Below are 15,028 nucleotides of genomic sequence, written 5' to 3' on the forward strand. Positions count from 1 at the left end.
CATCCCCTCTTAATTTACTACATTAATAACCTTCGCTGGAATGCCAACAGCAGTACAATTAGATGGAAAGTCATTTATTACAACAGAGCCCGCCCCAACAATAGACCAACTCCCAATTTTAACACCTGGAATTATAGTAGCTGATGCTCCTATATGTGCCCCCTCTTCTATTGTGATAGAACCTGTAAGTGTAGCATGTGGTGAAATGTGAACAAAATCATCAATTATATTATCATGTTCTATTATTGAGCCCGTATTTATTATCGTATGGTTACCAATGATAGTATCAGCATTAACAACCACATTCGGCATAATTACCGTTCCGTTCCCTATATGCGCATGAGGACTTATAATTGCTGTTTTATGAATTAATGTAGCATATATGCCGACCGGTTGATTTAATATTCCGAAAATTATCTTTCTCATTTTGTTATTCCCTATAGCAATAACAAGCTTTATATCATTAAAATTGTTGATAATTTCCCGTGCATCTTCAATTCCCCCAAAATAAAGGTTATCAATAATAGTTATACCTGTATATAAATCATCTAAATAACCGACTATCTCGTATCCTTCATTTGATAAGATGATGTCCTTCACAACCTTACTATGACCACCACACCCAATTATCAAAATTTTCATTTCCCCTCCCCCTTTATCTCTATTTTCTCTCCAGTAAATCGCCCCATTGTTACATGCCCAACATGATTTATCCCTTCTGTTTTAAATACTTTTGTTATTGTAAGTACAATTATTTTCAAATCTAATAAAAAAGAACGATTCTCTACATACCATACATCTAATTCAAACTTTTCTTCCCAAGTAATCGAATTCCTCCCATTTATTTGTGCCCATCCCGTAATTCCTGGTTTTACATCATGTCTTTTAGCCTGTTTACTAGAATATAAGGGTAAGTATTCCATCAATAATGGGCGTGGGCCTACTAAACTTAAATCACCTCTTACAACATTCATAAGCTGGGGTAACTCATCTAGACTATATTTTCTAAGGATTTCCCCAAAAGTAGTCAGCCTATCTTGATCTGAAAGTAATTCCCCATTACTATCCCTCTTATCCAACATAGTTCGAAACTTATAAAGATTAAACGGTTGTCCATGTAGTCCCGGGCGCTGTTGTTTAAATAATACAGGGGACCCTAATTTCAGCTTAACTAAGATTGCTACTACAAGAATAGGAAGCAAACATACAAATAATAACAATAAAGAAATACATACATCAAAAATTCTTTTCATGTACTATCCCCCTTACTTATTTACGTTTAATACCCCTAACACGAAGGACCATTTAAAACTTTATATGCAATTAAACAAAACAAGAGGCAACTAAAGTTAGTTGCCTCTTGTTTTGTTTAATTACGTCATCTATCATTACTTCTATCTCATCAAATAGTTTAAACATAGCTAGCCTAAGTGAATATTTCCATGCGCTATCACTACTTACTTGCAAAGGATCTGTTACTCCATTAGTCCCTATAACTTTACACGTACGGATCAAAGACGCCATTAATATAATTATCCTTTTTTATATGTTCATCCCTTAACTTTATAACTACTGTGTCCACAATATTATCTTTAAAAATCAAAGTGATTGAGGATGAAATCTGAATTGCATTCAAGCCTATCATACTTTTATTTGACCTAAATATATTATTTTCTATTAACATAAACTCACTCGTAAATGTTTCATTCCAAAAATTAATTATACTGTCTGTCGATTCCGAATTAAGGTATTCAAATGCATTATTATTAAATTCTATTCTTCCCCCAATGTCCCATAAAAAAAATGCTGAGCCCCATCTTCCCCCTCTAAAATTACTATTTTTCACTTTTAGCATCGCTATCCTTTGAGAGGACTCAACAGTAAACAGATTATAAGCATCCCAACTAAATGAACATCCATTAAATTCATATTCTGCTTGAGGAGTGTTTGTAACAAATGATATTGTACCACTGTTCTCAAATTTACATCCCGTATATACTCCTGGTGGTAAATTCATAATGATTCCTTGCGGGTGTTTCGTATCTATAAAAGAAATATTATTTAATCTCCATCCATTTTTCATACCAGGTGATACGCCTGTCAAACTTGTACCCTCTACAGCCCCTCCTTTAATAACACAATCTGATATAGTTTGCGGTTCTGCTGAGAAACCAATTATTGCACCCAATTGTGAAAAAGTATGAAATAAATCTCGATCACTAAAAAATTCACATTGGTTGACTTGAATACAATATGCTTTATCTCTTCCCATTAACAATGCGCTATTATGGAAAGTACAGTTACCAATAAGCGCTTCTTTATCTCCTTGATCTATCGTGACTCGAGTAGCATACATTTGATTATTCGTAAAAGTTACTTCTCCGCTTAAAACACAACTTACTTCCCTTAAGTGATTATTGCTTATAATCACTTTCTCTACATTTTCGCCTACTACTAATGAATTGTTAGCTAATTTATTTTGAATGATATTAATATATCTACCACCGACTACAACAACGTTATATCCCTGATTATCATATATGTTATTACGCTCAATGTTTATATATTGATTTAATCGATATCCATCTTCAATATCTATTGCTCCCTGAGGTGCTGTACCTTTCATTTTGTAAATTTCACAATCTCTAATATAAATTTGTTTCGCTCCAGATACGCTTACCCCAAGCCTTCTACAATCATGTATTTTACATTTCTCAATAAATACATTTTTAGAGAATTCCGGAATTCTAACAGTTATTTTACAACCGTTTTCTGTAGGTACTGTACCTTGGTGAAGAACTATTTTCGCATAATCTGCTTCTTCTGGAACACTCACTTCTTCAAAAAACTTTACTCTCTTAGCAGCCGTTACAAAAGTATTATCAGCCCTATAAAATAACACATCATATAATTCTGTGTATATTTCTGAACCAGTCCCACCATAGCCATCTCCATACAAACCGAAATATCCCCATTTTATAATGCTACTATGATGTAAATCTATTTTTAAATTCGATCTAATTTTATTATCATCTACTATTAGGGCACCATTGACATCACTAATCCCACCCACTTCAAATGTACCAGCAAAATCATATTCTCCAATTTGTCCCCATGTACTTTCCATTGCTATACCATCGCCAGTACAATTTAAAATTTCCATATTATCTATTGAAATATAATTCATATTACTCCCCTCAGCAGGAGTCGTATTTCCAACTTCAATTCCATACCCCCATTCATGAGTATGAGGAATCGTTGTATAATCGTGTGTATTTTTATCCCCTTCAATCCTTCCATTTGTAACTCGAGAAAATTTTTGATTTCTTTGATATCGTACGATTGCATATTTAACTAATCCATTACTTCTTATTTTTAAAGTTGATCCACCTAAATTTAAAGTCATAAAGCTTTGTGGCTCAATTGGTGTATTTTCATCAATTAAATATGTCCCCAGGGGTAACACAACTTCTATAAATCCTTGTTGGGATGCCCATAATAATGCATTATTAATCCCTTTAGAAGTATTATCAGCGTCCGTTCCATCATTTTTAACATTCCATCTCTCTAACTCAAGAAAATATGTGCCTGAAACCACATTAGCAGATTCTGTTTCTCCAACCAGTGATTTTCTGGACTTAAAACCTCCAAATGTATTGCTTTTAAGTTTACTTACTAACCTCTCAAATGTATTCTCTGTTGATACTTTTACATTCCCTTTTTTCGTTCCAATAAATAACTCACTAGTATCTATACAAAAACAAAATTCTCCCTCACTTAACACAGGAAGATTACTTTTTAAAACACATGTCACCTGAAATTTTGCCATGATTTATATATAACCTCCAACTAAGATGCAAGCTGAATTTCACCAGAAAATTCAAACTTATATCAGTAGATTGGGATAAATATTTTATATTCTGCTTACATACGTATCCCTTTAATAGAATACTATGCATTATATAAATACTATGTTAGGGCTAATGATTCATGTTTTCTAATTAAAATCAGGTTTCATTTCATACTAACCGGTTTCAACAATATTATACTTCCTTATTAATTCAAATCAGTATAATGTCCATACTTTTTTATACCTAAATAACGTTTTGTTTCTTTTTAATTTGTAAAAACATCGTACTAAAGATGTTCCTTATATATTTAAATTCTGTACTTTTATAAAAAACTAAAACGTATATTACATTTGGTACTAATAAGCAAATTACACCTTTTCCGACTAACGAAATAAAAGTACTTCCTTCTATAAAATAATTACATATACTCGTAGTAATGAAACCTGTAACTATGGTTAAAAATATATAAAATACATATGTTGTAAAATAATTCAAAACCGATTTCTTAAAAAGATTTTTATATACAATATAAGGCTGAATCCACAGTACAGTAGCAATTGTACTTATCGCCGTGCCTATGAATATACCTACCAATCCAAAAATTTTAACTAATACAATAGATAAACTTAAATTGATTAACGCTTCAACTAACGGAATATACTTATCTTGTACAAATAATCCCGCTTTATTTTTAAAAATGGCTATCGCCGTCCGCATACCTGTCAAATAAAAGTTTATTAATATCACTACAAAAACTATGTTATTTAATAAATACTTCTTATCAAGCCACCACCCTATAAACGGCTCTAAAAGGTTATATAAAAATATGGTACAAAAAGAGAATATCCAAAAATTCACTAGATAAGTCACTTTAAATATAGAATAATTTTTATCATTATTCTCAGTAGCAATTAAATTCCCCACACTCGCTTCAATACCATTTAATATAGGACTTACTAGTGCTGATAATTGATTTATTATCATTGTGTAGTTAGAATATATCCCGACCATAGCAAGACCTATAAAAGAAGAAATCAATATATTATCCGTGCCAAATACAATATATCCTCCAATATTATGCAAAAACATCGCCTTTACATTTATAATTAAATTTTCTTTCGTATCTTTATCTATAGAATACTTCTTTTTTGTGTTTATATAAGGATAGTTCTTATTCACAATCCTACCGTTTACCACATTTTGAACTGTATATATGCTCAATTCTATAATTAAATACAATACATAATTTTGCGTATAAAGAAGTATAAATATTTTGAACATAGTAGTTAGCACTTGGAATACGAGATCCACCCTAGCTAATATATATCCCCTTTGATCCGCATTTATTAAAGACCTCTTATGAGCATTTAAATATGTGACTACATTTTTTGCTACAAATATTGAATAGATTATCGCGACATTTGATATAGACCCCCCATCTTTCATTAAATAGCTTAAAAACGGATATATCATCGCACTTATCGCTAGAATAATTATTGCCAAAATCTGATAGATTTTTTTATATAATTGAACAAGGGCTATAACTTTATGCTGATTATTTTCTGCCAAGGGTTTGTACAAATTGTATACTATACTTGCTCCTATACCAGCCTCAATTAACGCTAACATGGATAAAACATTAATTAATAAACCATCTATTCCTAAATACTCTATTCCTAAACTATCTAAAAAAACTTTCCTCGATATAAATCCTAGAATAACAATAACTATTTGAGAAAATATACTTATTGATATGTTCTTGATTGAATGCATCGTTCGCATGATTAATTCCCTTCATTAACTATATCTATTCAAAAAGTTTGAAATAATAAAATTATATTACCCTGGCAATAATTTCACTCTCATACTTTAAGTCACTAATTGCATTCACATTAGTTCCATTATCTACTTCACCAATATACTTATTTTTTACAGGCTGTTTTTCTGTTGCTTTCTTCAAAAACCATTCATACTCTACATCGATATGACCAATATCTAAAGTTTGATATCCATAAGAAGATAAATCATACGCTAATACCGTAGCTGTTGGACCTAGTGCAATTAATATTAATTTAGATTTTTTTTGGTTCTTTGCTATCTCTAAAATTTCTCTATACTTCGCAAAAGCATTTTTCGATGGGCATATTATCCTATCAATTGTTTTAACATTTTTAAAAAGATCGTTTCCTACCCCTAATCTACTTTGCACCCCTTCAATAACAATTACTTCTCTATCATCCCAAACATCTTTTATTTTATCAAAGCGAATTCCAGCCATACTCTTATCTTGATGGTCTATATATAACCTTGTAACTAATGCATCATAATATTCTTTATTCATACTTATACTCTTATAAATTCTGCTACGATTTAACTCTAAATATCTTTTCCAATATACTCTTGATTTTTCAGTGCACCAATTTAAATCTTTAAAAACATTCGGAATACAAACTAAATGCCCCACCTTATTACTCTTAATAATTTCATCCAGTCTATCCTTTAATTCATTTGAATACGGCTGAAAGATTAAACTTTCTCCATTTATAAGAGCGAATTCACCATCACCAAATCTACTTACTGAACAATTATTACCTATAATATAGTCAAGCGTTTCATCAAGAGTTTTCACTGTTGGAGGCTGCCTTTTCACTGTAATCATCCTGTTATATTGAATGGTTACCTTATTCTTCATTCCAATATATAAATAATATAACTTTAACAATGACTTCTTCATACCTGCCCCCTTTTTGCAAAATTGTTTATTAAAAATTTATACAATAATGGATGCAGCTTAGTCGCAAACAATAAGAACTTTACACTTTTCCCATACTCTTTTAAACTCATCGTTTTATAAAAATAATTATTCAATATACCAATAACCTTATAATATTTAACCTTATGTTCATTAAACCTTCCGCTCATTGATATTAAATTTAAAACTACCATCGAACAATTTCCTAGTTTTAATATAACTAAGCTATACAACTCCTTATAATATCGCTCCATAAATTTACACATTTCATCATAAATTAAGACTGAGTCAATTTTAAGCTCTTTTACAGCCCGATCCATCATGCTATTATCACGCTTTATATAATGATATTTAGGTTCTCCTATGAAACATACTTTTTTACACTTATGAATAACTTTATACGTAAATGCTGTATCTTCATATGACATACCTACTGGAAATTTAATATCCTCCAATAAATTTCTTTTAAATAGTTTAGTCCAAACGACTTCATCATACAATTTCCCTTCTAACATCGTCTTCATTGCAGTATTTCTATCGTGAATAATAAATGGATGGTTACTTGAAGTTACAATTCTATTACTGTAATGGATTTGACTACTACAAATAGCTATATCACATCCTTGTTCAACACACATACCATATAATAATTCATACATATCTGGTTCTATCCAATCATCACTATCCACAAACCCTATATAATCTCCCTTTGCATTTTCTAATCCGGCATTTCTCGCAGAAGATAATCCACCGTTCTCTTTATGAATTACTTTAATCCGCATATCTTTATCTGCATATCTATCACATATTTCTCCGCAAGTATCAGGAGAACCGTCATCAACAAGTATTAATTCAAAATCTTCAAACGTTTGTACCAATATAGAATCAATACATTTATGAATGTATCGTTCAACCTTGTATACCGGTACTATAATACTAATTTTAGGATTCATAATTGACTCCCTTCATTTAAATTCATCCAAAAACTCTATCAATATTTTCTATATTATTTAATTCTTCTGTCAACAAATTCGTCGTTATTTTTTCACATATTATCTTTTGATCTAAAAGATACTTAATTTTGTTATACAAATCTTCCTCATTCCATTCGACGATAAAACCATTATGCCCATTTTTTATTTGTTCATATGCCCCAGTAAAATTAGTTGTTACAATAGGTTTTTTTAAACATTTTGCCTCAGCTAAGGTGAGACAATATCCTTCATGTCTAGAAGTTTGAACATATATATCTGATTGATTTACATATGGATACGGATTTTTTGCTGATCCTAATAATAGAAAATCCTGTTTCAAATTATACTTACCTATTAACGTCTCATAATACGCTCTATTTTCCCCTTCCCCGATACAGTACCACCTTACATCGTATCCGTCTTTACGTAACATTGATAAAACTTTAATTGCAAGGTCTTGACCTTTTTCTTTTGAAAGTCTACCTACTGTTACTATCTTCATACCTTTATATCCATTATCAAATTCTATTTTTTCTTTTGCCATTTCGTTTATTAAATCCGGAAGTACAATATTAAAAAAGACACTTGTCTTATTTTTAACTATAGGAAACTTCTCTATTAAATGTTTTTGCGCTTCTTTAGAAACTACAAATATATTATCTAGCTCATCGTATAATTTTTCATATAATTTGGTATTAATTTGATGTTGAAAAACATCAAAATGTACCCAAGAAATCTTCTTTTCTGAAGCTACTTTATTTACTACATAATAATCAATTATGTCTGTAGGTCCTTGATATGCTATTGCAATATCATATTTATTCTTATTATGTGGAATGTCTTTAAAAATCTCTTTATAGAAAACATATCTATCCTTTAATTTTTTAGATACCACATAAGATAGTAAAAAATTTAAAGCCTTAATATATCTTTTATTTTTAAAGTACTCTTTAATCGTTTTCTTTGGTGGTTGCATAATTTTAGGTTTTATACTTTCAAACCAAGCTGCTTCTTCTATCTTTACCCAGCTTGGTAATTGTTTTAAAAATCCCCCTTTCTTCTCCAACATCAATACCGTAACGTCATATTTGTCTTTTGGTAAAACAGATAACAAAGAAAGTAGTGATTTTTCTACCCCACCTATATTCATACTACTTATCATAAATAGCACTCTCTTCATAACTATCTCCTTCTACCATCAAAATGTTTTATAGCAAAATTAAAAACATCCTCTCCAAGATGTTTTCGCACGCAATACAATTCATAACGACTAACGTTCCATATTCTTGAAATATTATAAAAAGAATAATAACAATCCCGTATGAAACAGGTTATACATTAGAATCTGCTATTCTATATAACTTTTCCAACTCATCCCTCGTATCTACCATTTCTTTTTCTATGTTTTTTCTCAGCCGTCCTTCCAACAGTTTATCACCTAATATTTGTACAATTGCATCATACATTTGCTGCTCGTCAAATTGAACTATTAATCCATTGTGGTTATGGTTTATTTGTTCACTCGCTCCTGTAAAATTTGTACTAATAATTGGATTGCTAAAGCATCTAGCTTCTGCGAGTGTTATGCAGTATCCCTCATAACGAGATGGTTGTACATATATATCACATTGCTTCATAAAAGGATATGGATTTGACATTGCCCCTAAAAATATATAGTCACTTTGAATACCGTAATTTTCTACGAGTTTTTCATACATTACTTTTTCCTTTCCATCTCCTATACAATACCACCTAACCTTATAGCCAGCTTCTTTAAGCTTAGCTAATACCGATATTGTTAAATCCTGTCCTTTTTCTACACTCAATCTACCAACAGTAAGAACCCTTACTCCATCAAAATCATCCAAAAATCCGATTCCTTCATTTGCCATCTTTACTATCATGTCAGGTGAAATAATGTTTAAAAAAGTTCCTGTCTTATTAATTAATTCTGGCATCGTTTGAGTAAGTTTTTCCCTTCCTAAATCAGAAACTACAAAAATATGCTGGAACTTTTTATATACTTTACTTACAAAGTATTTGTTAAAATATATCTTTTCAATATCGAAATGTATCCATTGAACCTTTCGTCTAGCTTCTATTTTATTTGCAACAACATAACTTATAAAATCCATAGGTCCGGCATAAGCAACTGCAATATCATAGTTGTTGTTTATAACAGTGTACTCACGCAAACAATATCTAAAAATAACACTCCTTTCTTTCATAATTTTTGATACTAAATACCAAAAAGTTGTTTGAACAGCTTTTATAACTTTTCCTTGTCTAATAAAACTGCTTATAACGACTCGTGGTGGTTTATTTAACACCTCTTTTATTTCCCCGTAATTTGTTAAATATTCTACATGTACCCCATCTGGGATAAACTCCAAAAAACCCCCTTTTTCTTCTAACATCAAAATTGTTATATCATACTTATCTTTTGGAATTTCTGCAACCATATTCAACAAAGCCTTCTCCGTACCGCCTATATTCATATTTATAACCATAAATATAATTTTCTTCTTCATATTTCCTCCGAATCACCTTATCCTACTATTTAATAGAATACAATCTTCATTGATTAAAGATTCACTTTCCCGCTCTTATTAATAAGCTTTGGATTCTTAGATTTACTCAGGTTAATATTTTTCTAATAAGGCATACACCTTCTTAAGTTCCCCTTCCGTTCCAACCTGCTCATTCTTTAAGTTCTCACACAAATATTTCTTCAGTAAATTGTCCTCTATAATTTCTTCTATCCCTTCGTACACTTCTTCCGAATTCATCTTCACTATTAAGCCGTTTTCTCTATTTTTAATTTGGTTATGAACGGTTATAAAATCAGTTACTACTATAGGTTTTTGAAATATTCTAGCCTCTGCTATCGCTAATCCATATCCTTCATACCTTGACGGTTGTACATATATATCACTTTGTTTTATAAAAGGGTATGGATTCTTGTGAGTACCCAATAGTATAAAAGTATCGTGTAAATTATATTTACTTATCATCTCCTCGAGTTTATTTTGAAGATTCCCTTCTCCTATTACATACCACTTAAATTTATACCCTTTTTGCTTTAATTTATAACAAGCTTCTACGGCCAGTTCATACCCTTTTTCATACACTAACCTACCAATAGTTAATATTCGTAATCCCTCAAACTGATCACTAAACCCCTGCCCCTCATTTGCCATCGATTTAATTAGAGTCGGCGATATAATATCATATACAACCTGGATCCTTGACTCTATTTTAGGAATTTCTTGAATCAATACTTCCTTACAAACATCGGACACGGCTACTATTTCATTAAATTCCTCATAATAGTTCAAATCAAAATCTTTATTATATGCAGCTAACCTATAATCTGTATTCACCCAGGCAATTTTTTTACTTGCGTAAACCTTATTTGCCACAAAATATGTCGGCATTCCTTGACTATAAGCTATGGCAACATCATATTTTCCCTTTAAATTATCCATCCCTTTAGACACCCATCTCCAAACTATTTGAGCTGCATGTAAATTATTATTTATGTATGGATTTCTAAGAGATATCGAAGCTCCAATTCTAAGAAATAACTCTTTAAAGTATTTATGTTTAATTAAATTTTTAAATTTCTCCGCCTGCCTTTTAATAACTATCGGTACATCTAATACGTTTACCTGCTTTGGAAGTAATGACAAATACAATCCACTAGCAGAAAACATTAACAAATCCACTTCATATTTTTCATAATCCAATAAAGAAAGTAAAGAAACTAAACTTTTTTCTGCCCCTCCACTTTGTAACGAATCTATGACGAATAAAACTTTTTTTTTCATAACTATCACTACCCTAAAGTGTTTTTATTGCGCTCAAAATATTAAACATCATTTATTGATTCTAGCTTTATGAAAATAATGCATATAATTTATCAATTTCATTACGATTTCCGTATTCACCTTTAAGCGTATTTTCCGCCAGTTTTTCCCTCAGCTCTTTATCACCAATAAGTTTCTTTATTCCATTAGCTATCCCATTTATCCCCATCTCAGTTACTATTCCATCGACCCCATCCCGCACCTGACTATTAGCAGTTGAAAAATTAGTAATAAGTACTGGCTTTCCAATAATTTGCGCTTCACGAACTGTTACAGCTTTCCCCTCATACCTAGACGGTTGCACATATATATCACATGCTTTTATATATGGATAAGGATTTGTTTTTTTACCCAGTAAAAAAAATCTTTTTTCCAGATTAAGTTCAGCTAATAACTTCCTAAGTTCAGCTTCTTGTGCTCCATAACCAACTACATACCATTCAATATCATATCCCTGATCTACTAAATCTCTTAATGCATACATAGCAAGATCTATTCCTTTTGCATACGATAACCGTCCTACCGTAACAAGCTTTACTTTTTCTGATTTCACCTGTATTTCTTCGGTAATATCTTCTTGATAAGCTTGCTCACGCACGAACTCAGGAGATAGTATATTTTCTATAATTTCAACCTTTTTATTCACATTTGGTAAACTACTAAGAAATGAATCTCTACATCCTTCTGAAACAGCTACGATATTATCCATCTTGCTCCACATTTTATACTCCATGTCTGTATTAAGTTTTATATTTGAATAATCCGTATGGATCCAACCAATTTTTCTTTTCGCTCGAACTTTATCTCCAATAAAATAATGTGGCCATAAAAAACTAATTGCTACATCATACTCCTCTTCCAATTTCGGTATAAAGGGTAACGTTATTCTCCAACCATATTGAATAACAAGGTATCCAGCTTCTTCACTTTTTACATATCTACCATGTGCATCACCTAAAATTCTCCCCAAGGTTCTTGTCAATCCAATTGTAATTTGTCCTTCTTGCAATATTTGCTTGATAGATTTTCTAAAAGTAGTATATTGTTTTACTTCCTTTAACAAATTAGGCATTTTAGGCAACAAAAAAAGAAACTCTCCTTCGTGTTTAAATAACATCAAATCTACATCATATTTGCTATAATCGATTGTATTCAATAAACCGATTAAACTTCTTTCTACTCCACCAATTGCCATATCAAATGATGTAATGAGAATTTTTTTCTTTTTCATTTTCTAATCCCTCACCCAATTTATTGTAAATTTTTATAATAATAGCCTTACCTTCATCATATATAAATACTTACAATTAATTATGACTCCCTATACTCTACTCCATATAATGCTAACCAATCTGGAATATTATTCTTAATATCAAAACCTAATTCCGAAATCTTATTAACTACTATTTGTGTATTCAATTTTTCTTTTAATAAAGCTCCATGAATTTCTGCAGACCATATTTCCAGTTTTTCATCTAAACTAATAAACGATATTATTCCTAAACCCATATCGACATTTTTAGTTATTGTATTTGCTACTACGCATGGTATCCCCGCACATTGTGCTTCTAATGCCACAATACCGAATCCCTCGAATAAAGATGGAAAAAGAAAAACATCAAACATCCTTATAATTCTTGGAATATCTTTTCTTACCCCCAAAAATCTAATTTTTTCATAGATACCTAAACTTTTTGCTTCTAACTCAATAGAATCCTGTAACGGACCCTCTCCTACTAAAACAAGCATAAATTTCGAATCAGACTTTAATACATCTTTGAATACCTTTAACATAAAAATATGATTTTTAGATTCAGAAAAACGACCAATATGACCTATCACCTTCGCTCCAACTGGTATGTTGAATTCTTCTCTTACTTTATTACTATCCTGTATATCTACATTAACAAATTGATTAGTATCTATTGCATTTTTCACTATCTTTACCTTTGTATTACCTATATTTTCATTAAATAAAAAGCGTGCAGCTTCAACACTGCACGCACAATAATTTGTTCCAGCATAAGCAATAAGTGTTCGTAAAAAAAACAACAAAACTTTCCCTTTCATCCCTGATCCTATCGGCCAATTATTACTATGTGAATGACAAACTCTTATTTTTATACCAGCTATTTTGGCAGCAACAGCAACAAATCCCCCTTGGTAATCAGTATGTGCATGTGCTGCCACATATTGATTACTAGACATTACCTTAACAAGCTCTTTAATGTACGAAAGAGGGCCTGCCTGTCCTAAGCTAGATATTCGATATATTTTCCCACCCAATGCAATTATTTCCTTATCATAATCACATTCTTCACTTTTATGGGAAACAAAATCAAATTGTACCTTTTCTCTATCTACATTCCTATATACATTCATTAGCAACGCCTCTGCACCACCTCGGTCCATCGCACTAACGATATGCAACACCCTTTTAGGTCGTTCTAGTTTACACATTGAAAATTACTCCCATCTAAGAATGATTTTCAAATATACATTTTATCCCCAAAAATTACTCTTATAAACTATCCCTAAAGTAATAACATGTTCATATACAAAATAAATAAAGTAACATAATATTACTGCATAGTAAATTAACTTTTGGTCCTTTTCAATAAATACCTTTATAACCCACGATATCAATATCAATTGGTATAATCCAAAATATATGGAGAATCTAGCAAAAATCCAATTTTGAGTTGAAATAATCATAAAAACTAGACCTAATAATGCCATATTTACGATATAATCACTCTTCGGAAAAAGCTCTCTTAGTTTATGCCTCCCAATAAAAGCAAGGATGAGCGGGGTTGCTTCCACAGCAACTCGAAGAATATTAGCTCCCCCTTCTTGAAAATCCTTATAATGTCCATATTGAGTATCTCCTATAGTCGCAAAGAAAGCTTCTGCAAATTGATTAAATCCTATCACAATAAGCACCGCAAGAAGGAGTAGTATAAATGTTATTGTCGACCAAGCTTTCCTTCGGACTACAAAATAAATAGGAATTAATACAAGAGCACTTTGATGAAAAGTAGATGCAAACAGAACTATTAAAAAATATTTTTTCCAATTCCCATCTAAAATATATTTTGTGGCGGTAAAAATAATTGCTGCTGTTAAATACTGCCTCACTCCATTCATTGAAACTAAGTACATACCCGATGCTATATATACATATAAACTTAACTCAATCATTCTTGAATATTTATATAAAACTGCTACTATTAATATATTTGTTATTAACGCTGTTATAAAAATTAGAACTTGGGGATTATCCGTATATACTTTTAATATCATTTGTAAAATACTAAACCCAACATCCTTACTATTTCGAATATACCCCCAATTGAAATCAGTAACTTTAAAAGCATGCATATAAAAATACGTATCACCAATATTATTTCTAAAACCAGATACTAATACAAGAGAGGTAGTCGCCATTAAAATCAATAATCGATTTGGTTTTAACATCACAATTCCTGTAGTTACCGGCATAGCAAAATACCTTGCAAAAAATGCGAGTATGAGCACTATAAAAAGATTCATCCAAAGTATAGTCATTATTATTCCCTCTCA

Annotated in this window: 13 protein-coding genes; all 13 read right to left on the bottom strand. The window is 31.0% G+C overall.

What is annotated here, in order from left to right; genetic code table 11:
• Nucleotides 1–9: 9 nt before the first annotated feature.
• The 13 genes from NSQ08_RS16720 to NSQ08_RS16780 all read right to left on the bottom strand — a co-directional run bounded on the left by NSQ08_RS16720 (nucleotide 10) and on the right by NSQ08_RS16780 (nucleotide 15,013).
• Nucleotides 10–642 (bottom strand): acetyltransferase, encoded by a 633-nt coding sequence (locus tag NSQ08_RS16720; RefSeq protein WP_215577300.1) that lies wholly within the window; start codon nucleotides 640–642, stop codon nucleotides 10–12.
• The gene (locus NSQ08_RS16725) at nucleotides 639–1,253 is read right to left on the bottom strand and encodes a sugar transferase (protein ID WP_078185604.1); all 615 of its coding nucleotides are present in this window, start codon (nucleotides 1,251–1,253) and stop codon (nucleotides 639–641) included. The genes NSQ08_RS16720 and NSQ08_RS16725 overlap by 4 nt, the downstream gene beginning before the upstream one ends.
• A 70-nt stretch (nucleotides 1,254–1,323) precedes the next feature.
• Nucleotides 1,324–1,524: a hypothetical protein gene (locus NSQ08_RS16730; RefSeq protein WP_002137801.1), complete on the bottom strand. Its 201-nt coding sequence runs from the start codon at nucleotides 1,522–1,524 to the stop codon at nucleotides 1,324–1,326.
• Nucleotides 1,499–3,829 carry a right-handed parallel beta-helix repeat-containing protein gene (locus tag NSQ08_RS16735; RefSeq protein WP_002137802.1) on the bottom strand — a complete coding sequence of 777 codons (2,331 nt, stop codon included), beginning with the start codon at nucleotides 3,827–3,829 and terminating at the stop codon, nucleotides 1,499–1,501. The genes NSQ08_RS16730 and NSQ08_RS16735 overlap by 26 nt, the downstream gene beginning before the upstream one ends.
• A gap of 265 nt (nucleotides 3,830–4,094) precedes the next feature.
• Entirely contained in the window at nucleotides 4,095–5,633 is a 1,539-nt protein-coding gene (locus NSQ08_RS16740; protein ID WP_316281592.1) for a lipopolysaccharide biosynthesis protein, read from the bottom strand.
• Nucleotides 5,634–5,685: 52 nt separating this feature from the next.
• Nucleotides 5,686–6,585, bottom strand: a complete 900-nt coding sequence (locus tag NSQ08_RS16745; RefSeq protein WP_012261446.1) for an SP_1767 family glycosyltransferase — start codon at nucleotides 6,583–6,585, stop codon at nucleotides 5,686–5,688.
• Entirely contained in the window at nucleotides 6,582–7,556 is a 975-nt protein-coding gene (locus NSQ08_RS16750) for a glycosyltransferase family 2 protein (protein ID WP_061689942.1), read from the bottom strand. The genes NSQ08_RS16745 and NSQ08_RS16750 overlap by 4 nt, the downstream gene beginning before the upstream one ends.
• A gap of 22 nt (nucleotides 7,557–7,578) precedes the next feature.
• The gene (locus tag NSQ08_RS16755; protein ID WP_340777093.1) at nucleotides 7,579–8,757 is read right to left on the bottom strand and encodes a glycosyltransferase; all 1,179 of its coding nucleotides are present in this window, start codon (nucleotides 8,755–8,757) and stop codon (nucleotides 7,579–7,581) included.
• 151 nt (nucleotides 8,758–8,908) lie between these two features.
• A complete protein-coding gene (locus NSQ08_RS16760) occupies nucleotides 8,909–10,108 on the bottom strand; it encodes a glycosyltransferase (RefSeq protein WP_012261449.1) in 1,200 nt (399 codons plus the stop codon).
• Between the two features lie 111 nt (nucleotides 10,109–10,219).
• Complete coding sequence (locus NSQ08_RS16765) at nucleotides 10,220–11,407, bottom strand: glycosyltransferase (RefSeq protein WP_340777097.1); 1,188 nt, start codon at nucleotides 11,405–11,407, stop codon at nucleotides 10,220–10,222.
• A gap of 67 nt (nucleotides 11,408–11,474) precedes the next feature.
• Nucleotides 11,475–12,677, bottom strand: coding sequence for a glycosyltransferase (locus NSQ08_RS16770; RefSeq protein WP_012261451.1), 1,203 nt, complete (start codon nucleotides 12,675–12,677; stop codon nucleotides 11,475–11,477).
• Between the two features lie 80 nt (nucleotides 12,678–12,757).
• The gene (locus NSQ08_RS16775) at nucleotides 12,758–13,906 is read right to left on the bottom strand and encodes a glycosyltransferase family 1 protein (protein WP_012261452.1); all 1,149 of its coding nucleotides are present in this window, start codon (nucleotides 13,904–13,906) and stop codon (nucleotides 12,758–12,760) included.
• 42 nt (nucleotides 13,907–13,948) lie between these two features.
• The gene (locus NSQ08_RS16780; protein WP_012261453.1) at nucleotides 13,949–15,013 is read right to left on the bottom strand and encodes an EpsG family protein; all 1,065 of its coding nucleotides are present in this window, start codon (nucleotides 15,011–15,013) and stop codon (nucleotides 13,949–13,951) included.
• Nucleotides 15,014–15,028 lie beyond the last annotated feature (15 nt).

This window comes from Bacillus sp. FSL E2-8887, from assembly GCF_038007205.1.
GTDB lineage: Bacteria > Bacillota > Bacilli > Bacillales > Bacillaceae_G > Bacillus_A > Bacillus_A mycoides.